At 39.4% G+C, this 20737-nt stretch carries 23 protein-coding genes and 3 pseudogenes; 15 read left to right on the top strand and 11 right to left on the bottom strand.

Translation table 11 applies throughout. The annotated features are described in order from the left end of the window. Positions 1-31 precede the first annotated feature (31 nt). From C7E02_RS12385 to C7E02_RS12350, 8 genes and pseudogenes are all read left to right on the top strand, one after another. Positions 32-640, top strand: a complete 609-nt coding sequence (locus tag C7E02_RS12385; RefSeq protein ID WP_005338340.1) for an MptD family putative ECF transporter S component — start codon at positions 32-34, stop codon at positions 638-640. Beyond that, positions 640-1392, top strand: a complete 753-nt coding sequence (locus C7E02_RS12380; RefSeq protein WP_005338338.1) for an energy-coupling factor transporter transmembrane component T — start codon at positions 640-642, stop codon at positions 1390-1392. The genes C7E02_RS12385 and C7E02_RS12380 overlap by 1 nt, the downstream gene beginning before the upstream one ends. Then, positions 1389-2849 (top strand): ABC transporter ATP-binding protein, encoded by a 1461-nt coding sequence (locus tag C7E02_RS12375; RefSeq protein ID WP_105309698.1) that lies wholly within the window; start codon positions 1389-1391, stop codon positions 2847-2849. The genes C7E02_RS12380 and C7E02_RS12375 overlap by 4 nt, the downstream gene beginning before the upstream one ends. A gap of 48 nt (positions 2850-2897) precedes the next feature. After that, positions 2898-3208, top strand: a pseudogene (locus C7E02_RS12370) (23S rRNA (uracil-5-)-methyltransferase RumA); the annotation flags it as partial. Positions 3209-3239: 31 nt separating this feature from the next. Continuing rightward, positions 3240-3611 carry a TnpV protein gene (locus C7E02_RS12365; RefSeq protein WP_005338333.1) on the top strand — a complete coding sequence of 124 codons (372 nt, stop codon included), beginning with the start codon at positions 3240-3242 and terminating at the stop codon, positions 3609-3611. A 322-nt stretch (positions 3612-3933) separates the two neighbouring features. Continuing rightward, positions 3934-4695 (top strand): helix-turn-helix domain-containing protein, encoded by a 762-nt coding sequence (locus tag C7E02_RS12360; RefSeq protein ID WP_105309697.1) that lies wholly within the window; start codon positions 3934-3936, stop codon positions 4693-4695. Between the two features lie 374 nt (positions 4696-5069). Beyond that, on the top strand, positions 5070-5486 hold the full coding sequence (locus tag C7E02_RS12355; RefSeq protein WP_005338329.1) for a YjdF family protein: 417 nt from the start codon (positions 5070-5072) through the stop codon (positions 5484-5486). Positions 5487-5547: 61 nt separating this feature from the next. Further along, entirely contained in the window at positions 5548-5928 is a 381-nt protein-coding gene (locus C7E02_RS12350) for a DUF4825 domain-containing protein (RefSeq protein ID WP_105309696.1), read from the top strand. Positions 5929-6194: 266 nt separating this feature from the next. On the opposite strand, the pseudogene C7E02_RS20480 reads toward C7E02_RS12350, so the two are convergent. Then, a pseudogene (locus C7E02_RS20480) lies at positions 6195-6335 on the bottom strand (ATP-binding protein); the annotation flags it as partial. Next, the gene (locus tag C7E02_RS12340) at positions 6310-7023 is read right to left on the bottom strand and encodes a replication initiator protein A (protein WP_105309695.1); all 714 of its coding nucleotides are present in this window, start codon (positions 7021-7023) and stop codon (positions 6310-6312) included. The pseudogene C7E02_RS20480 and the gene C7E02_RS12340, both read right to left, overlap by 26 nt. A 259-nt stretch (positions 7024-7282) precedes the next feature. On the opposite strand from C7E02_RS12340, the gene C7E02_RS12335 reads away from it, so the two are divergent. From C7E02_RS12335 to C7E02_RS12310, 6 genes and pseudogenes are all read left to right on the top strand, one after another. Beyond that, the gene (locus C7E02_RS12335; protein ID WP_005348545.1) at positions 7283-7822 is read left to right on the top strand and encodes an RNA polymerase sigma factor; all 540 of its coding nucleotides are present in this window, start codon (positions 7283-7285) and stop codon (positions 7820-7822) included. After that, entirely contained in the window at positions 7809-8588 is a 780-nt protein-coding gene (locus tag C7E02_RS12330; protein ID WP_105309694.1) for a hypothetical protein, read from the top strand. The genes C7E02_RS12335 and C7E02_RS12330 overlap by 14 nt, the downstream gene beginning before the upstream one ends. Next, entirely contained in the window at positions 8572-9456 is an 885-nt protein-coding gene (locus C7E02_RS12325) for an ABC transporter ATP-binding protein (protein ID WP_005335539.1), read from the top strand. Before C7E02_RS12330 ends, C7E02_RS12325 begins: the two co-directional genes overlap by 17 nt. Next, positions 9449-10639: an ABC transporter permease gene (locus tag C7E02_RS12320; protein WP_105309693.1), complete on the top strand. Its 1191-nt coding sequence runs from the start codon at positions 9449-9451 to the stop codon at positions 10637-10639. The genes C7E02_RS12325 and C7E02_RS12320 overlap by 8 nt, the downstream gene beginning before the upstream one ends. Before the next feature lie 152 nt (positions 10640-10791). Next, a pseudogene (locus C7E02_RS12315) lies at positions 10792-11145 on the top strand (recombinase family protein); the annotation flags it as partial. A gap of 104 nt (positions 11146-11249) precedes the next feature. Continuing rightward, positions 11250-11795, top strand: coding sequence for a TIGR00730 family Rossman fold protein (locus tag C7E02_RS12310; protein ID WP_005338316.1), 546 nt, complete (start codon positions 11250-11252; stop codon positions 11793-11795). Between the two features lie 107 nt (positions 11796-11902). On the opposite strand, the gene C7E02_RS12305 is transcribed toward C7E02_RS12310, so the two are convergent. The 4 genes from C7E02_RS12305 to C7E02_RS12290 all read right to left on the bottom strand — a co-directional run bounded on the left by C7E02_RS12305 (position 11903) and on the right by C7E02_RS12290 (position 16200). Beyond that, positions 11903-12493 (bottom strand): nitroreductase family protein, encoded by a 591-nt coding sequence (locus tag C7E02_RS12305; RefSeq protein ID WP_105309692.1) that lies wholly within the window; start codon positions 12491-12493, stop codon positions 11903-11905. A 327-nt stretch (positions 12494-12820) separates the two neighbouring features. Then, positions 12821-14107: a [FeFe] hydrogenase H-cluster maturation GTPase HydF gene (gene hydF / locus C7E02_RS12300; RefSeq protein ID WP_105309691.1), complete on the bottom strand. Its 1287-nt coding sequence runs from the start codon at positions 14105-14107 to the stop codon at positions 12821-12823. Between the two features lie 95 nt (positions 14108-14202). After that, positions 14203-15252 (bottom strand): [FeFe] hydrogenase H-cluster radical SAM maturase HydE, encoded by a 1050-nt coding sequence (hydE, locus tag C7E02_RS12295; protein ID WP_105309690.1) that lies wholly within the window; start codon positions 15250-15252, stop codon positions 14203-14205. A 126-nt stretch (positions 15253-15378) separates the two neighbouring features. Continuing rightward, the gene (locus tag C7E02_RS12290; RefSeq protein ID WP_105309689.1) at positions 15379-16200 is read right to left on the bottom strand and encodes a putative hydro-lyase; all 822 of its coding nucleotides are present in this window, start codon (positions 16198-16200) and stop codon (positions 15379-15381) included. A 239-nt stretch (positions 16201-16439) separates the two neighbouring features. On the opposite strand from C7E02_RS12290, the gene C7E02_RS12285 reads away from it, so the two are divergent. Continuing rightward, positions 16440-16610 (top strand): hypothetical protein, encoded by a 171-nt coding sequence (locus tag C7E02_RS12285; protein WP_005332490.1) that lies wholly within the window; start codon positions 16440-16442, stop codon positions 16608-16610. Positions 16611-16613: 3 nt separating this feature from the next. Here the strand turns inward: C7E02_RS12285 and C7E02_RS12280 are convergent, their stop codons facing one another. The 5 genes from C7E02_RS12280 to C7E02_RS12260 form a co-directional block, all read right to left on the bottom strand. After that, the gene (locus C7E02_RS12280) at positions 16614-17081 is read right to left on the bottom strand and encodes an HAD family hydrolase (protein ID WP_029731196.1); all 468 of its coding nucleotides are present in this window, start codon (positions 17079-17081) and stop codon (positions 16614-16616) included. Between the two features lie 12 nt (positions 17082-17093). Further along, on the bottom strand, positions 17094-17825 hold the full coding sequence (locus tag C7E02_RS12275; RefSeq protein WP_005339094.1) for a phosphate ABC transporter ATP-binding protein: 732 nt from the start codon (positions 17823-17825) through the stop codon (positions 17094-17096). A gap of 1 nt (position 17826) precedes the next feature. Next, positions 17827-18660: an ABC transporter permease subunit gene (locus tag C7E02_RS12270; RefSeq protein WP_105309688.1), complete on the bottom strand. Its 834-nt coding sequence runs from the start codon at positions 18658-18660 to the stop codon at positions 17827-17829. Beyond that, complete coding sequence (pstC, locus tag C7E02_RS12265; protein ID WP_105309687.1) at positions 18650-19525, bottom strand: phosphate ABC transporter permease subunit PstC; 876 nt, start codon at positions 19523-19525, stop codon at positions 18650-18652. The genes C7E02_RS12270 and pstC overlap by 11 nt, the downstream gene beginning before the upstream one ends. A gap of 264 nt (positions 19526-19789) precedes the next feature. Beyond that, the gene (locus tag C7E02_RS12260) at positions 19790-20722 is read right to left on the bottom strand and encodes a phosphate ABC transporter substrate-binding protein (protein WP_005339091.1); all 933 of its coding nucleotides are present in this window, start codon (positions 20720-20722) and stop codon (positions 19790-19792) included. Positions 20723-20737: the final 15 nt, after the last annotated feature.

The following is a 20737-nucleotide window of genomic DNA, read 5'->3' as shown; positions in this document are numbered from 1 at the left end:
TGCATTTTATTTATAAAGGAGGAATTTCTTCATGAGTACACTTGCAAATTCAAATCAAAAGAAACGTAGATTAGAAGGCAAGGATTTTATCACTATTGGTATTTACACAGTAATCTACATGGTCATTACGACGTTAGTTGCCATACTTGGATTTATCCCCATTTTTATCCCATTGATGGCGGTACTTTGTCCGTTGGTCGGGGGTATTCCATATATGCTTTATGTTACAAAAGCAAAAAAGTTCGGTATGACTGCAATTATGGGCTTTTTGATCGGCTTGCTTAATATATTTGGCGGAAATGGCTATTTAACCATGCTGACAGGACTTGCCGGCGGTCTGATTGCCGATATAATCTTAAAAAAGGCAGATTACAAAAGTTCAAAGAGTGCTGTTTTATCCTGTGGCGCTTTTAGTATTTGGGTATTTGGTAACTTCGCACCCATTTTCTTGAACCGTGACAGCTATCTTGTGATGCTGACAGAGGGATATGGCGCAGAATATGCCACAACACTCAACACCTATATGCCTATGTGGATTGCCCCTATTCTGTTGGTCGCTTGCTTTGTATTTGGTATTGTCGGTGGTGTGATTGGAAAGGCCATTTGTAAAAAGCACTTCCAGCGTGCTGGTATTGCATAATGGCGCGGGAAATTCTTCTCAGCAAAAAAGCAGAAACGGGTCTGCGGCTTGATCCGCGTACAAAACTGTTGCTCATCTTCATCATCAGTATTTTTGTCATGGGAGGGACAGGCGGAGAAGCTATGGGGCTACTCCGCCTTGTTCTTTGTGCCATTCCAGCTTTGTTACTGCTTTGTTCCAAACAATTTGGAAAAGCGGTTGGATACATTGTTATTTTTGCTGCTTTTTATGCTGTTCAAATCTCTGTCTTGCCGCATCTCACAGGAATATTGAATTTTCTTGTGTTGTTTACAACTGGTTTCTTTTGCCGCATTCTTCCCAGCGTTGCAATGGCGGCCTATGCTGTGAAAACAACAACAGTCAGTGAATTGATTTCCGGCATGGAAAGAATCCATATGCCCAAAGAGGTGACGATTCCCTTAACGGTCATGTTCCGCTTCTTTCCAACTGTCTTTCAGGAGTCAGAAGCAATTAGTGACGCTATGAAAATGCGAGGGATTAAACTTGGAGGGAAAAAATCTTCAAAAATATTGGAGTATAAGCTGATCCCGATGATTACCTGCTCTGTGAAAATCGGTGAGGAACTTTCCGCTGCGGCAATTACCCGTGGTCTCGGTGCTCCTGTCAAGCGCACCAATATTTGTCGGCTTAAATTTAATTTTGCCGATGTGGTGCTGATTTTGTTTTGTTGCTTTGTAGTGTTTTGGGCGATTGCTTCCCCGATAATTTCCGCAGGAGGGATTTTGCCATGATAGATTTTCAAAATGTTTCTTTCTCTTATGGTGAAGAATCCCGCGGTGGAGGGATTAGAAATATCAATCTCACCATAAAAACAGGGGAGTTTGTTTTACTCACGGGGGAATCCGGCTGTGGGAAAACAACGATTACCCGTTTAGTAAACGGGCTGGTGCCTCATTATTATGAGGGCAATTTAGAAGGCGATGTCTTTCTGGACGGAAAAAGCGTAGCTGATACGCCACTTTACGACTTGGCTGCTATGGTGGGATCTGTGTTCCAAAATCCTAAAAGCCAGTTTTTCAACGTAGATACGGATAGTGAATTAGCCTTCGCCTGTGAAAATTTGGGCTATCCCCAGGAGGACATCCTGCAAAGGATGGATCGGACAATTTCCAATTATCATATTGAAAATCTGATGGGGCGGAGCGTGTTTGCTCTATCTGGCGGGGAAAAGCAAAAAATAGCCTGTGCTTCATCAAGTGTATTGCTGCCGGGAATTATGGTTCTTGACGAACCATCTTCTAATTTGGATATGGCTGCCATTGATGACCTGCGGCAGGTCCTGAGCCTCTGGAAAAAGCAAGGCAAAACAATTCTGATTGCAGAACACCGCCTTTACTACCTTCACGATCTTGTGGACCGTGTACTATATGTAAAAGATGGGGAGATCGAACAGGAATACACACCTGCTAAATTTGACAGCTTATCGGATGGCACTCGAAAAGAAATGGGACTGCGGCCGTTTTCTCTCTCGAAGCTGAAACCCGCTAATCAGTATCAGACGCATACAGCTAAACAGATGGAACTTCAAAATTTCTGCTTTGCGTATAAAAAGCAAGCACCAGAAAGCCTCCATATTCCAAATGCAAAACTGCCTGTTGGAGAAACGATTGCCATTATCGGTCTGAATGGCGCTGGAAAATCTACTCTGGCCCGCTGTGTTTGCGGGTTGGAAAAGAAATGTGGCGTCTTGCAGGTTAACGGGAAAGCCCTTGATTGGAAAGCCCGGCTTAAACATTGTTATATGGTAATGCAGGATACCAGCCATCAGTTATTTACTGAAAGCGTGACAAATGAAATCCTTCTGAGCATGGACGATGAAGATGAGACTGTTGTGGAGCAAATCCTTGAACAGTTTGATCTGCTGGAATATAAAGACAGGCACCCGCTTTCTCTTTCCGGCGGGCAGAAGCAGCGAGTAGCGATTGCATCTGCCATTGTGAGTAACCGGGAGATCATTGTGTTTGACGAACCAACCAGCGGACTTGATCTCAAACATATGCGGAAAGTTGCGCAGAGTTTGAAGTCACTTGCAGATCAAGGCAAAACGCTTCTTGTTATTACGCATGATCCGGAGCTGGTGATGGCAAGTTGTTCGTATGTGATTCACATGGAAAAAGGTCAAATTAAAGAGAACTACCCTTTGGATGTTAACGGAGCGAAGAAAGTTTTGAACTTTTTTAGAATCTAATTATGAATTCAGGAGGAGTTTATGATACTTCATGCGTCCGGGGAGGACTATCTGGAGACGGTAGTACTGCTTTCCCGCAAAAACCAGATGACACGATAGAGATCGACTTAGACTTGGACGAGCTGGATGCAACCAGTGCAGAGACGAAAGCGGCCTATCAGGAAATCAAAGATTATGTGCTGAAAGAATTTGACTTGAAGGTTTCAAATTTATATATTTCTCAGGTAAAACGCAAATGTGGAATTGAAATGGGAGAAAACTATAATCTTCCAAAATCAGAAAATGCAAGAGTTACACAATGCCCGAAAGAGAAAGAAGATGCTATCAAGGCTGCCCTGAAATATTTTGCGATGATCTAAGGACATCGCTGATTTCAAGGAGGAATAACACATGAAAAGCACATTTGAAAAAATGGGTGGAACCTACACACTTGGCGCAGACGGAATTTACTATCCGAATCTTGTCAGTACAGATGAAGAACCGCATTATGGGAAATATGGAATGATGCGGAAAACATATCTGAAAGAGCATCGTTCGGCAATGTATTCACTGTATATGTTGGAAGACAGACTGACAGAACATCTGAATCTTGTGGACGATGAAGCACAGGAGAGAATGAATATTCTGGTGCGTCAGATGATGGAGAAGCAAGGCGTTACGGAAGAATTGAAAGCTCGTGATCAGATGGAATGGGTCAGGGCGGTAAATAGTATCCGTAATATGGCAGAAGAGATTGTGTTAAAAGAATTGATTTACAGGTAAATAAAGAGCTGAACAGGCAGGAAGAAAACTCCTATTTGTTCAGCTTCTGCATTTGTAAGGATTCAAAGAAGAATCAAATTACAATTCCATATCAGGTGGCCTTTTCTAAGTTCCGGAAGGTTGTTTTTTTCTGCCATGGTTATAAGTTACAAAGATTTAATTATTCCATAGTATGGTTTAAAAATATTCGAGTATAACTTTATAGAAATAATTACAATTGGAAGATTATTTGATGAATTTAGTGTTAATACTCTGCAATTCTACTGCTAGTCGATTGATTTATGTGTACTCCCATTATAATATGTGTGCAGGAGGTGGATGTATGTATCAAATTAGTAATGAAAAATTCGGTTTATTTGTAACCGAATTAAGAAAGAAAAAGAATTTAACTCAAAAGGATTTGGCTGAAAAATTATATGTATCAGATAAAACAGTCAGTAAATGGGAACGTGGTCTTAGTATGCCTAATGTCGTATTACTCATACCAATAGCTGATATATTAGATGTTACCGTTACAGAATTGTTACGTGGAGAAAAAATAGATACACAGAAAAATATTGATACAAAAGAAGTTGAGGAATTGGTAGTAGGCTCTCTCGATATGGCTGTTAGGAATTCTATTCATCAGCATAGAAAAAACTGGATATTAGCATATTTGCTATGCTTTTTAATATCTATTACAGAAATTATTATGTTAGTCGTATCTGGGAATTCAATAGCTGAGATGAAAGATGATATATTGCTGGTTACCGGGGGAATGCTTTTATTTGGTGCATGGTTTTGTTTCTTTGCAAAAGACATGTTACCAACATATTATGATGCCAACAAGATAAATTATGTTTCACAAGGAATTTTTAGAATACATCTAGTTGGTTTATCCTTTAACAATGGAAATTGGATGTACATCTGTACAATTTTAAAAATTTGGACACTTGCAACGGTTGTTCTATATCCTCTTGCAGGTATTATAATAATCAATTGTCTCAATATAGCTTTATGGGATATTTTGAATAAAATTTTCTTAATTATGATATTAGGCGGTATGGTAGTTTCGATTTACATTATCGGGAAAAAATACGAATAATTAAATTACCTGTTATCGTTGTGGATATTACTAATTTACAACATTCTTCATGGGAAATAAGGAATGATGCAGAAGAGATTGTGTTAAGAGAATTAGTGTACATTTAAAACGTGGAAAGCTCCTTCGGGAGCTTTTTTCTGGTTTTTGCTGGGTATCAAGAAAGTATATAGAAAATGCATTAATTATATGGTATGATTTGAACAGAAGTTAATCGTGCCATATGGCTTGATTATAAACGCAAAGATAAAAACGCAACGTACATCTTTGATGTGCCAGAGCCTGTAGGTAGCCAGGCCGTCCTATATAAATAGGGTAAGTAACCTGCCCCTCCGGGTTGTCCATTCTTTGTTCAATCAATTTTAGGAGGGATTCTTATGGACAAAGTAAATGGAAAGCTGACAGTATTTTTTGAAGAGCCGTTTTGGGTGGGAATCTTTGAACGCATCGAAGATGGTAAACTATCTGTGGCAAAGGTAACATTTGGTGCAGAGCCAAAAGATTATGAAGTACAGGAATATATTCAAAAATGCTATTTCAGTTTGAAATTCAGTTCGGTTGTTGAAACTGTTGTAAAGGATATCAAAAGAAATCCGAAACGGATGCAGCGGGAAGTAAAGAAGCAGATGCTGGAAATAGGCATTGGTACAAAATCGCAACAGGCGTTGAAATTACAGCAGGAACAGAACAAGCAGGAACGCAAAGAGAAAAGCCGCAAGAGAAAAGAGGCAGAAGAGCAGCGACTGTTTGAACTGAAACAGCGAAAGAAAAGAGAAAAGCATAAGGGACATTAAAGTCCCTTGGGCTTTTACTCAAATCGAAAAGTGTTGAATAAAGATTTCGGGAGATGTTTCTATGAAGAAAAAAGTACATGCAATTATGTTAGTTGCCGTATCAATAATGTTGATTTCGGCATGCGGAAAAAGAGAAAAACTGTACGAAATTCCTGATTTATCGCAGTATAAGACAGATTATGTAGGAGATTCTTCGAATGTTATAAATATTGTAAGTGGTCAAGCGTATCCGGCGGGATACTCATATGACAGTATAGAGATACAGTCTGAAACAGAGCCTTATGGATTAACAGTTTTTCTAAAAGATGAGCCGTCTGCAGCCAAACTTGAAGATGAATTGCAGGTTAATGCAGATATGACATTTGACTTGATTGGTAATTTGGGAACAATTGATTATAAAACAGCAGATAGCAAAGAAATTATTGCATCGTATGAACGGTGATATATTTTTAGTCAACTTTTAGACAATTTGAAGAGTAGAATATAAAAAGGCGTATGGAAGTTTTAAATCCATACGCTTTTTTGGGAAAAACTCATTTTTGAACAAGAGATTTGTAAGAACATATTATCTATTCAAAGACGGTTACAATTCCATATCATATGACTTTTCTTAGTTCGAGCAGGCTGATTTTGCCGCATTTCCTGTTCTCTCTGATATTCAAGTTCCCATGCACGATGGGAGAAAACATCAGGGTATTCCACATTGAGATAGTCATAGAGTGCTTTATCCTGTAATCCGCTGGTTTTAAGATGCTCTATTTCCATTTGTTTTTCATGAAGTTTTCTCTGGGCTTCTTCCTGCTCAAAGATTTCCTGCTGGCATTTACAGCGGATGGAAGGAATAAGAACCGTAATTTCTTTGCCGGGAAGCAGGATGATCCTGTCTTGCCCAACTGATGATGGTAGCTGCATGGTTCTGATATTGCTTTCCGGTAGAAGCCATATAACCGGATAAGCGTTCAATATAATCCTTCCAGTCAGGGATTGTCTGCCGGATATCTTCCAGCTCTTTCTCTGACAGAAAAACATTTTGAAATTTTCCATAGGGTGAGAGTGGATCCTTACTCCCTCTTATTGCTAAATTGTTCTTTTTTATCTCTTTCTTATTACCAGACAGTTTTCTGTCTGTATCAGGGAAAGAATCCCGTCTGTCAATAGGACAGTTTTCTGTCTGTCTTAGGGAAAGAAATCCGTCTGTATAGTGGATGGTTTCTTTTGGGAGTTTTACATAAATCCGATTAGGCTGTCCGGGACCCTGCCGTTTTCGGAAGATAAGCTCCTGTTTTTCCAGTACTGCCAGAGCAGTTTTAACCGTCATCTGGCTTTTGTGGAGAACTTCTGCCAGTGCTTTAATTGTAAAGTAAATGAACACATGACCATCAGCATCTGACCAACCCTCGTTTTTCTGGGAAAGTCTTGCTCGGTCAAGCAGGATAATATAAAGCATTTTGGCAGTTTCGTTTATTTCCATGTCCAGAAGAAAACGGGGAAACATCATATAAGATGGCAGGTTTGTGTTGCGGATATTGTTCTGCATGGTTTATCCCCTCCTTTTTAGGTGCATCTACAGCAATGATTTTTGTGTTTCTGAGTTCTCGCATAAAAAACCTCCGTTTTCGTATTGATAAATAAATTTAGATACTAACTTTTTTGTCGTTTTGGTTGTTAATTATATTAAAAGTAGAAATATTTTGATAATGAAAGTGTGGGAGAGAAAATGAACAAAAGAAAATCCTAACTTTTTTTATAGTAGGATTGTTATATTATTTAGAAAACAGAGGGAGGCAAATTTGCGAATGGAATACAAAACTGATTCTTTGTTAGTACATCTAGCAAGAGCAGGAGATGAAGATGCGTGTGAAAAACTGGTCAAAAAATATTACTCAAGTATATATCAATATTGTTTGCTACATATCAATGATCCATATGAGGCAGAGGATTTGACACAAGAAGTGTTTACACGTTTCTTTTCCAATTTATATAGATATAAAGAATATGGAAAAGTTAAGAATTATCTTTATACAATTGCCGGAAATACCGTTAAAAATTATTACAAAAAGAAAAAAGATATTCCATCAGAGGAACTGCTAAAATCAGAGGACTGTAGTAAAAATCATGTAGAAGAGCTAGGAGTCCGATTAACTATTGAACAGGCAGTGAGAAAGTTACCGGAAGAAATTAGAGAAACGGCAGTTTTATATTTTTTTCAGGAATTGAAGCAAAGAGAAATTGCAGAATTACTTCATATCAAACTTTCTCTTGTAAAATATCGAATCGGAAGAGCAAAAGAACTTTTAATGAAAGAGTTGGAGGTGAAAAAAGATGAAGAATTATAAGCAACAAATAAAGGAATATAAAGAGGAGATTGAAGAAAAGTATGTAAGGGCTGAAGCAGAGAACAAAACAGTAAAAGCATGTCAGAATATTTTGTCAGAGTCGGTTTTATCGAAACAATCGCATAGAACATCTTATTTTGAATTTTTGTATGAGCAGACAAAATTCATAAAAAAAAGATGGTGGATTTTACAAGGTTGTGTTCTTATGTGTCTATGGATATGGTTGAGTAATTATACGTCAGACATAAAAGATATGATGAGGATTATGGGAATATCTGCCACAATATTTGTGGTTCTGATTATCCCGGAAATTTGGAAAAACAGAAGAAATGGTGCGATTGAGATTGAGCAGGCGTCTTATTACACACTGCGTCAGATTTGTACAGCAAGAATGTTAATGTTTGGAGTAGTGGATCTGGTGATCGTTATGGTGTTTTTGGCAATTACATATCAAACAACAATACTCTCGTTAAGTGATTTGGTGGTTAATTTTTTGCTTCCGGTAAATGTTTCATGTTGTATATGTTTTCGTGTATTGTACAGCAGATGGGAAAAATCAGAATATATAGCAGTGCTTTCTTGTCTGGTATGGGTTGGTTTATGGATGATGATTGTTGCAAATGATGTTATTTATCAGAAAATTGTAACTCCGGTATGGGTGGCTATGCTGATATTGACTTTTGTATATTTTATTTTTTGTGTTCAGAAGTCATTAGTATTTGATGAAAAAATTTTGGAGGATTACACGTATGAAATTAGAATTTAAAAATGTAACAAAACAATACGGAGAAGTAAATGCTGTTAATAAAGTGAATTGTGTTATGGAAAAAGGAATTTATGGACTGCTTGGAGTAAATGGAGCAGGAAAGACCACATTAATGCGTATGCTTTGTACGATTGTTCAACCATCAGAAGGACAAATATTATGGAATGGTAAAGATATATGGAAACTAGGAGGTGAATACCGAGAAGTTCTGGGATATTTACCACAGGATTTTGGATATTATCCAGATTTGACCGTATATGATTACATGATGTACATTTCTTCTATAAAAGGGTTAAAAATACCGTTTGCCAGAAAAAAAGTGAAACAATTATTAAATCAAGTAGGAATGGAAAAATTCAGTAAAAGAAAAATGAAGAATTTGTCTGGAGGAATGGTTAGACGTGTAGGAATAGCACAGGCGATGTTAAACGATCCGCAAATTCTTGTCCTGGATGAACCTACCGCTGGATTAGACCCGAATGAAAGAATACGTTTTCGTAATTTAATTAGTGAATTGTCGGAAGAACGTTTGGTGCTCTTGTCTACACATATTGTATCGGATATTGAGTACATTGCGAATAACATTATGTTAATGAAAGATGGAGAACTTTTTTATGCAGGTACTGCGGAAGATTTAGTATCTTCTATGAAAGAAAAGGTATGGCAATGTAATGTTTCGAGAAGTATGATAGACAAATATATGAATGAATATTTGGTTGGAAATATAAAAACAACAAAAACCGGAGCAGAGCTTAGAATTATTTCAATAGAAAAGCCAACAGAAGATGCTGTGGCTGTAGAAAAAAATTTGGAAGATGCATTTCTATTTTATTTTGGAGAAAAATCGGAGGAGAAACAAGATGCTTAAATTAGAATTAAAACGAATTTTTTCAAAGAAAATTAATGTATTTGCAATCGGATTGGCATTGATACTTGCTGTCATTTTTAGCGGATTTGCAGTTACAAGTAATCGCTATGTGGATGAGAATGGAAATGCTAGTACTGAAATTATGGCAACAAGAAAACTTACAGATAACAGACGAGCATGGAAAGGTACATTGACAGAAGATGAACTTGGAAAAGTTATAGAACAAAATAAAAATGCGATGACACAATCCTCAGAAGAAAATGCTATTTACGGAACGACATTACAACCGATAGATGATATTAGGAGTTTTATAATATCGGTATTAACACCGGATGCAGAATATGATGAAAGTGTTCTGAATCAAATGACAGAAGAAAATATACAAGAGTTCTATGACACTTATCATAAAAATATGGAAAAGATGGCAGAAGAATATGGAAAGACTTCTGTACAGAAAAAATACTTGGAAAAGAAATATAATGAAATAAAATTACCAGTAGAATACGAATCTTATAGTTCATGGGATACTATGATTATGTATGTAGAAACGTATTCTATTATTCTGGCAATCATAGTTGGTTTTATTTGTGCTGGAATATTTGCAGATGATTTTCAGACAAAAGCAGATGCAGTATTTTTCTCTACAAAGTATGGACGTACAAAAGCTGTTAAAACAAAAATACTGGCAGGAATAGCTACGACAGTTATGATTTATTGTATGGGAATTATATTACTTAGTGTGATTTGTTTTGGAATTATGGGAACCAGTGGTATGAATACACCTTATCAAATGTATCAGGCATATAGTATTTACATTATGTCATATGGACAATACTATTTGTTGACAGTTGTATGTGGATTTATAGCCAGTATGCTGGCGGCTGTAGTGTCTATGTTAGTAGCGGCTAAAATGCATACAATTAGTGTCGCTGTTTGCATTCCGTTCTTTTTATATTGCTTATTGCCATTTATAGGACGGGCACTTTCTGGGTATACAACGCTTTTCAATTTGATACCAACAATTTTGACAAATGTACAGGCAAGTGTAAAAGTCCCACTTATTTATCAGATTGGGAATTGTGTATTTCGACAAATTCCGCTTGTAATGGTAATGTATACAGTGATGGCAATAGCCTTACTGCCTTTTATTTATAAGAGTTTTCGCAGATACGGAAATAAGTAAAAATTGTATTCATACTCATGAAAAACAAAGTAAGTAAAATATTTTCTGGAAAAATCAAAGCATAATTTAAAGATTTACGGCGGGCAAGTTGCCCGCCTTAAATTTCTGTCCTGTCTGCGGTGGCAGAGATCGAACGGGAGAATATCCTTGTTCAGACAATGGAGACACGCTTATATCGTCTGTATGATGAGATTGAAGGCGTGGAGAACAGTATAGAAGAAGTCAAGAACCGCCTGCTGAATATCCGGCAACAGAAAATAGAAGAAAACGTCTATCAATTTCTTTTATGTTTTGATAAACTATATGATAAGTGCACCGATTTGGAGAAGAAAGAATTTCTTAACAGCTTTGTAGAACAGGTGGACATTTACGAGCAGGAGCAGCCAGATGGCAGATTCCTGAAGCACATAAAGTTCCGTTTTCCGGTGTATTTTGGAGACAGGGAAACACAGGAACTTTGTTGGGACAACGAAAGCACCGTTGAGACGGTTATTCGCCCCGACTAAAATAAAAGCAGGATGAATGCAGAGGGTATTTTTGAATTCACAGATAAAGAAAAAGTGCGGAGTTGAGGTTGGAAAAATACTTTTTTACAAAGGAGAAAAATGAAATGAATATTACAGTATATCTTGGTGCAAATGAGGGTAACAATCCGTCGTTAAAAAGGGCAGTCAAAGAACTGGGAACCTGGATTGGAAAAAGTGGCAACGCACTTATTTACGGAGGCTCTAAAAGCGGTTTGATGGGAGCATTAGCCGATAGTGTATTGAGTGCAGGCGGTAATGTTACGGGTGTTGAGCCACAATTTTTTATTGAAAATGAATTTCAGCACGAAGGAATTACAAAACTGATCGTAACTAAGGATATGTCGGAACGAAAAAACAAAATGATTGAACTTGGCAATGCATTTATTGCATTTCCTGGAGGAACAGGTACTTTGGAAGAAATAACTGAGATTATGTCAAAAGTATCACTGAAGCAGTTAAATGCACCGTGTATTGTATATAATCTTAATGGTTACTATGATGGCTTAAAAGCAATGCTTAAACATATGATTGACATGGGATTGTCATCAGAGGAAAGACAAAAAGGAATATATTTTGCAGAAAGCCTGGAGCAAATAACAGACATTTTATGCTCTTTGAAAGAGGATTAGCAGAAACCAGATTCAAATGTTGGGATAGAAATAAAAGCAACAGCAACGGATTCTTTAAGTCCCTTCCGATCTAAATCATAGAAAGGAAGGGGGAAGTGCATATGTACTTATCGGTATTCAACAATATCTGTGAATGGCTTCCGTGGTCTTTTAGCTGGAGCTTCATTTGCAAATCCAACAGCAACAATTCCGGTTAACTGGTTGTCTGTTTTGATAAAATCTACAAGTTCATTATACGCAAAACACGTATTTGCAATCCATAATGTACCTAATCCATGTTCTGTTGCTGTCAATATCATGTTTTCAATAGCAGCGCCTATGGATAGTGAATCGCAAATTTCCACGATGCGTTTTTCATTTTCAATACCTTCAAATGGAGTTTTCTGATTTGTGTTAAGCACTGCTATAAGACATGGCGCCTCTTCCATAATTCTGACAGTATTCTCAGCATCTGGTATGGCAAACGCCCATTCTTTCATAAGTGCGTGCGTGATTTTTTCTGAATTTATACCCTGGAGCATAACATCAACCAATTTCTCTTTTTCTTTGCCTTGATATACAATAAACTTCCAAGGTTGCCTGTTTTTGGCAGACGGAGCAAGAGTCGCACTATATATTATATCTTCAATTAATTCCTTGTTAATTTTATCCGCTTTATATTTTCTTATACTTCTTCTGTTTTCAATTTCCTGAATCATAGATATCCTCCTGCAATTTATCATCTCTACGCCTTTTGGCAATATCTACATTATAGCCTCTGAACTATCTTTTTTCCACCCAGTATCACTTGCTGTTTCGATGAGTTTTGTGTGAAAAGATGCACTATATGACTTGCACCTATGGTATACTTAAATAGTATGAAACTATTGAGAAAGGTGATGAGTAAAAATGTGCAAAAAAGATGAGTTGTTGGAATATGTGATACAGGATATAAATAGCATTTACAGTGACTATTCCTTGCAGAAAAGCACCCAAAGGTGCTTTTCTGGTGAAGGATGAACATACAATGTAGTCCGTTACAAGATTTAGATTTCCTTTAAGTCCAACGTGTCTCGAAAGATAGAGATGCTCCGGTTCAAGATTCCGTTCATATAAGCAATCGCAGTTCCATAGTTTGTCATAGGAATGTGTGCATCTTCGGCACATTTTAGACGATATTTCATTTCTCGTTCATTTAACATACAGCCTCCGCAGTGGATAATGAGCTGGTATTCGGAAAGATTCAGTGGAAATTCAGTTCCGCTTGTAAATTCAAATTCAAAATCTTTTTCGGTGTATCGGCGAATCAGATTTGGAAGCTTAACAGTTCCGATATCACCACATTGGCGGTGATGTGTGCATCCTTCGCTGATCAGAATTTTGTCACCTTTTTTTAATTTGTCCAGTGTATATGCGCCATGCACTACTGTTTTCAGATTTCCTTTATATCTTGCAAATAGTATGGAAAATGAAGTTAATGGTACATGTTCAGGAACAATGGCAGATACTTGTTTGAAGGCCTGACTGTCTGTGATGACCAGATCTGGATTGCGACCGAGTTTTTTTAATGTATCAGCCAGTTCTGTTTCTCTTACAACAATGGAAACGGCACCGGACTCCAGAATATCACGGATGGTCTGCTGCTGTGGAAGAATCAGTCTGCCTTTTGGTGCAGCAGAATCGATTGGCACAACAAGAACAATCAGGTCCATTGGTCGGATCAGGTCGCGTACGATATACCGGTCATTATCAGAAGAAGGAATGAGCTTTCCGATTAATTCCTTCAGTTCCTGGATATTGCTGTGATCCTGTGCACTGACCCACAAAATGTGTTCTTTTGCAATCTGGCAGGATCTGGCAATTTGAGTTGTCATGGAATCCAAAGGTTTGCAGACATCAGAATCAGACTGGTTGCCTGGACAGACGTTGGAGACAGCCAGATCAGCTTTATTCAATACAACAATATAAGGAATCTTCTTATCCTGAATGTGGGTAAGAATTTTTTTATCTTCTTCAGTCATACCGACAGTCCCGTCTATAACAAGAATTGCAATATCTGTTTTATTTAGCATCTGATAAGCTTTTTGAATACGCAGTGTGCCAAGAACATCGGCATCATCATCAAGTCCCGGAGTATCGATGATGACGACTGGACCCAAAGGTAAAAGCTCCATAGATTTTAAGACTGGATCTGTCGTTGTGCCTTTGATATCAGACACAATGGCAAGATTCTGCCCAGTCAAAGCATTAATAACGCTGGATTTTCCAGCATTTCGTTTTCCAAAGATACCGATATGAAGCCGCTCGGCAGACGGTGTATTATTTAAGCTCATAATGGAACTCCTTATAACAAAGAATGTGCCAAAGCACATTCTTGAATAGGTATAAAATAGTGACGTTGTAAATGATTTTGTACGTGTGTTCAACTTTAAATATTAAGTGAGTCTCCTCTGGAAGTCACCACCTGGTATCCGACAGATGCCATGCGGCGTTCCAGACAGTGCCGGCATTGTGCCGATTCGTCACCGGTACAGATTTTATTATCGTAGAGAAGATAATCCTTTCGTACTTCTGTCGGTGACAGGTTCGGCATAACAACATTTGCACCTGCAAGGATTCCAAGCTCACGGCCTTTCGGGTGAATGGTTCCAAGCGCGGTCGTAGCCGGAAGCAGGACCTTCGGCAGCATTAGCCGGATCAGGCCAAGCATAAAGAGCGTAAGCTCTAGTGTACCAGCAGGCTGGTCTGCAAATGGTGTATCATGATGCGGAATGAAAGGTCCGATTCCTACCATATGAGGATTAAGTTCCTTTAAGAATAACATATCTTCCGCCAGATATTCTGGTGTCTGATAAGGTGCTCCAACCATAAATCCGGTTCCGACCTGATATCCGATATCTTTCAAATCCCAGAGACACTGCTGTCTGTGAGCAGCACTTAAGATTGGCGGGTGGAGCTTAGCGTAGTGTTCAGGATTGTAAGTCTCATGGCGCAAGAGATAACGGTCTGCGCCAGCATCAAAGAATGCCTGATAACTGTCTTTTTTCCACTCTCCAATGGAAAGAGTGATCGCACATTGTGGAAAATGTTCTCGGATTCGTCTGATAATGTGGATAATCCGCTCTTCTGTAAAATATCCATCTTCTCCACCTTGCAGGACAAATGTGCGGAAACCAAGATCATAGCCTTCCTGGCAGCAGCGAAGAATGGTATCCTCGTCCAGACGATACCGGTGTGCTGCTGCATTACTTTTTCGAATACCACAATAGAGGCAGTCGTTTCGACAATAATTTGTAAACTCTATCAGACCACGGACATAAACGTCATGCCCATAGTATTTGTGGCGTTCTTCTCTGGCAAGTTCGAAAAGGTACTCGGAAAGTTCCGGCGTGCGATTCTTAATCAGTTCGGTCCACTCTTCAAATGAAAGCTCCTGATTTTTATGTAATTTGTCAATAAGTTCCTTCGGTCCGGTCATAGTACCTCCTGCATGTAATTACCATATTTGTAAAAACTGCCACATAGCTGGTGTGGGTTGAGAAAGAATGCTTCTGTAACGTTATTTTCAACCATCTTGTAGCAGCATAAAAGTTTATTTCAAAGTCTATTTATTTTTCTGCGATTCCAGATAATCATTCAACTCAGAATTCAGGATATCTGTAATAAACATATGTCCCGGTGCATGTGTGATTACGATTGGAAGTTTTGCATTTTCGATGGCAGCCTGAGGTGTAACTCCGCATGGCCAGAATACAGGGATTTCACCTTCGTAAATGTCAACGGCTTCGCCGTAATCCGGTTTCATGACATCCATAACACCGACTTCTTCCGGATTGCCCATCTGTACCGGAGCACCGTGTACATTTGGCATCTTCACTGTAATATCATAAGCTTTCTGTGCATTTTCCGGAGTCATCGGGCGCATGGAGCATACCATAGGACCGGAAAATGGTCCAACAGGAACGGTTTGGATATTCGTCTTAAACATGGGTACGTTACGTCCCTGGGAAATGTGACGGATTTCGATTCCTTCTTTGATCAATGTCTCTTCAAAAGAGAAAGAGCAGCCAATCAGGAAGCCGACATAGCCTTCTTTCCAATAAGAAGATACGTCAGTCAGTTCTTTTGTAAATACGCCGTTTTCGTAGATACGGTATCTTGGAATATCAGTGCAGATATTACCGCCTTCGCCCATGGCGTGTGTGTCGGGCGTTCCTTTGATGATTTCAAGAATCGGACAAGGAAATGGATTCTTTTTTGCAAATTCTTCGAAATCTGTTGCGTATTCCGGAGGCAGGATTACAAGGTTCGCCTGTGCGTAACCACGGCACATTCCTGCGGTCGGGAAGTCAATAACTCCATCTCGGCAGAGTGCCCGAACCTCCGCTGGTGTTTTGTCTACATAAGGTGTGATGTCAAATGCCATGATGATAGTCTCCTTTCAATTTTGCAAAATTATTATATAAGATTCAGCATCTTAATTCTGTTCAACTATATCTTCTATTGTAACAAAATAAAGACATGGGAGCAATAAAAAGAGGAGATTGATATTTTATAGATATTCTTTTATTTTGTCCATTAACAGATGTCAATTTCATGGTAAAATGATAGTGGGACAAGGAATGATTTATGTATTTAAACTTGAAGTTGTAAAGGAGAACGAAGATGTTGGAATGTGATTATATTGTAAAACAGATTGATGGAGATTATGCACATTTGCAGAGAGTGGACCAGCCGGAGGCAGAACTCAAGCTTGTGGCGAGGGCACTACTGCCGGCTGATATATATGAAGGCTGTGAACTGCATTATGCGATGATGCAGTATTCTATGAAGTAGTATTTATCCTCTTAAGGTTGCGACCAGTCTCTTCGGCAGCATCAGAAGATCCAGTGCATCGGCTATGGAAGTTGTGCAGACATCGCATTCTGAAAGCAACTTTCCGTAAGCCCCTTCAGTACCCATCACTGCGATACTTAAGGCAGCGGCCTGACACATTGGTACGTCATTCCGTCCGTTGCCGATGGCGATACAGTGTTCGGCACCCAGTGAGCTTAGAATACGAAGCTTCTCATCCATGGCGGAACCGGAAGGAAATGTCATAATTTCCAAAGGAAGTCCGTCGCACATGGCAGCCGCAGTGCCGTGAGTGTCTGCGGTCAGTACATAGATTTTAAATGAATCTCCGAGCAGGAGTAGCCGCTCTTTGATTGCAGGTGGAATCAGCCCGTCAACGGCAATGGTTCCGTTGTAGTCAAGGACCAGATAGTCAAGGCCCAGTGTTTTATAGCCTGGAATTTCGATGATCATATAAGTTTCCCCTTACATATATTGAATTTGTTCGCGGGCAAGTTCTGTAGCCGGTGAGTCAAAGAAAGTTCCTTTGTCAGTAACTTCCAGTATCTTTCCCTGATCCATGAAAATAATCTGGTCAGCGATGCGCTTTGCCTGTCCAAGATTATGTGTAACAATGACAAATGTGTACTGACCTTTGAGTTCCATAAGGGTTTCTTCAATTGCGATTGTATTTTTCATATCCAGCGCGGAGCAAGGCTCGTCGAGAAGCAGGATTTCAGGATTTACACAGAGACTTCTGGCAATCGCAAGGCGCTGCTTCTGCCCGCCGGATAACTTAAGGGCAGATTTTTTTAACTGATCCTTTACTTCCTCATATAATTTTGCTTTCTTCAGACTTTCTTCTACTTTTTCAGACAGAACTTTTTTATCCCTGATACCATAATATTTTAACACATAAGTCAGATTCTTCTCAATACTGTGTGGAAAAGCAATCGGCTGCTGGAAGACCATGCCGATACGGCTTCTTAAAGTTTCTTTCGAAATAGATTTGATATCTGTGTTACCAAGAGAAATCTTTCCGGTTGTATATCCTTGTTCCTCTTCCACCATACGATTTAAAGTTTTTAAAAATGTTGTCTTTCCGCAGCCGGATTGTCCGACGATGGCAGTAATCTTTTTATCTGGAATCGTCACAGAAATATCATGAAGAATTTCATGCTTTCCATATCCGCAATTTAAATGTTCGATTGTTAACATATTAGTTTCCCTTTCTCATGTAAGTAACAAATTTGCAGATCAGTTGAATGATCAATAGTAAAAGCATCAGTACAAATGCTGTGCCGTAGGCATAGTCCAAAGAGAATCCGTTGTTTACCAAAGTATATAAGTGATATGGCAGGGACATGAACGGATCTGTCAGTTTCGAAGGAACGCCAGCCTGCATCACTGCACCTGTGTACAGAATCGGGGCAACTGCGCCCATTCCGTATGCCATTCCAAGTGCAACTGTTCCAAGAAGTTCAGGGAAGCAGACTGGAAGAATCATTTTTCTAAGAGCATATTCTCTGGAAAGTCCAAGACTGATGGAATTAGTCATATAGGAAATTCCCTTTTCTTCAAAGACTTTGCGGGCGCGGATCGCAACAAATGGCACAATCATGGCAGAGACGCAAAGTGATGCACACAAAAGACTCCGGCTGATGCCAAAACCATAGATCAGGAGTGTGTAACCCACCAGACCAAATAAAATAGACGGGATACCGGACAGTCCTGTGATTGCAAAATTTACAATGCCGGACACATATTTGTTTCTATGGTAAAAAACAAGGTATGCGGAAGCACCGATTCCAAGGATTCCTCCAATCAGTGCGGCAAGTGCACCGAGATAAAGAGATCCCATAAGAGCCGGGAAAATTCCACCGGCAGTTCCGATTGGTACACCGGCAGGTTTGTCCAAAATGAAAGAAAGGCTCATGACAGTTTTTCCATTCCAGAATACGTACAGGAAGAGGAACAGTGTAACGTCAATGACACTTAGCCCAAGCAAGATCAGAACAATGCGGATCAAATATTTGGATACCTTAGAATTCATGTTTTGCGAACCTCCTCTTCAAAAGAGAGCCGATTCCCAGTACGGCCAGCAAAATGACCAGTAACACAATATTTGCAACATAAAGTGCGGACAGATGGAGACTGCCGTACTCGATACTTCCCATTTCCAGTGCAGTCAGGGAAGGCAAGGTCTGACCACGACCGAAAAGTTTCGGGAAGATCGGAGAATTTCCAATGACCATCATAACTGCCATAGTTTCGCCAAGTGCACGCCCGAAAGCCATCATAGCTCCGGCAACGATGCCTGGGCGGATTGCCGGAAAAATGATTTTGACCAGAGTTATTTCCCGGGAAAAGCCGAGTGCAAGTGCTGTCATTTCATATTGTGTACGTGCAACGCGAATAGATTCGTGACAGGTCGAGATAACGAATGGCAGCAGCATGATTACCAGTACAATCCCGGCAGCGAGAATACATTGTCCGGCTGCCATATGAAATTGTGTGGCAAAACTTTTTACCAGGACAGTAAGTCCGATTAATCCAAAGATCACGGAAGGAATTCCGGCAACCAAGTCGATAAAAGCCAGAAAGACAGCGGCTATTTTTTCTGGAAGATAAAAATTCAGAAAGCATGCGCAGGCAACGCCGAAAATCAGAGCCAGGACTACTGCAATGAACGATACGTATAAAGTTCCTGTAATCGCAGGCAGTAGTCCAAATTGTGGGTTTGCACTGACAGGCCGCCATTCCGTAGAAGGGAGAAACATTTTTATTCCCAGTTCTGAAAAAGCGGGAATGCTTTCTTTTATGATATGGATCAGCATAATAGCCATCAGTGCGCTAACTCCAAACGCAGTGAGGTAAATAAGGAATCTGCTGATTTTATCTGGTAGTTTTCTTAACATAAGATATCCTTTCTAATTTGTATAGAGAATAGACCTTGGCATATTAAAACGCCTGTGATTGATACCTGTAACATTTTCATTATAAGATGTTGGGGCGGACCTCAAGGTCTTTCATCCACTTATGAGCAAGCTCATGTGGATTTAGACCTTTTGACTCTGGTATCATTATAAGCTACCATGCGTGTTATGCAAGAGACATTCATATATAAAGAAGAGGGTGTGCATGTGACACACCCTCTTTGGATTGAATTCAAGTCGAAAATCTTAGTTCATAGGAATGAATCCCATATCTTCTACAGTTTTCTGACCTTCGTCTCCAAGAACTACGTCTAAGAATGCCTGCTGAACAGCTGTAGGTTCACCGGAACCAACTAACAGCAGAGGTCTCTGAATGATGTAAGAACCATTGATGATATTCTCTTTTGTAGGCTCAACACCATTTACTTTCATAGTAACAACTTTTCCGGCATTCTGGTTAGCAACACCGAATGATGCATAACCGATTGCATATGGATTGTCGATGATATCCTGAACAAGTTCACCCATGGAAGAAGCCTGGATAGCATCAGATTTCACTTCTGTATCGCCCATGATGTTCTTCTGGAATACTTCATGGGCACCACCGTTAATGTCACGAGTGATAACTACGACTTCCTCATCTGGAAGAGAAGCATCAAGATCTTTCCATGTTTTATATTCACCGGAGAACAGGCTTACAATCTGCTCTGTAGAAAGGTCATCAATAATTTTAGTTACAGGGTTCTCAGGGTTTACAGCGATTGTAAGAGCATCGATACCAACCTGATATTCTTTCTCGTCTTTGATCGCCTTTTTCTCTTCATCTTTTACACTTCTTGCTACCATACCGAAAGTAGATGTACCATCGATAACAGCTTTTGTTCCTTGTCCGGAACCACCTGCGGAAACATAAATTGCAATATCTTCATCTGGAAGAGAGGAATCATAAGCTTTCCACGTTCCATATGTATCGAAGAAATTCGTTGCGATAGAAGTAATAACCGGAGCCAGTGTAGAAGAACCATTGAACAGAATCTGGTTGCTTTCCCCATCAGCAGATGCCTCTGTTTTTGTGTCGTCTTTTGCGTCTGTGGACGCTGATTTGTTAGAGCCGCATCCTACAGCCATGGACATTACCATAGCGGCTGTAAGGAGAATTGATAATACTTTCTTTTTCATTAGAAATACCTCCCG

The organism is Dorea sp. Marseille-P4042 (assembly GCF_900290215.1).
Classification (GTDB): domain Bacteria; phylum Bacillota; class Clostridia; order Lachnospirales; family Lachnospiraceae; genus Dorea; species Dorea formicigenerans.
Note: the sequence above shows the minus strand (reverse complement) of the source record. Positions and strands in the feature narration are given on the sequence as shown.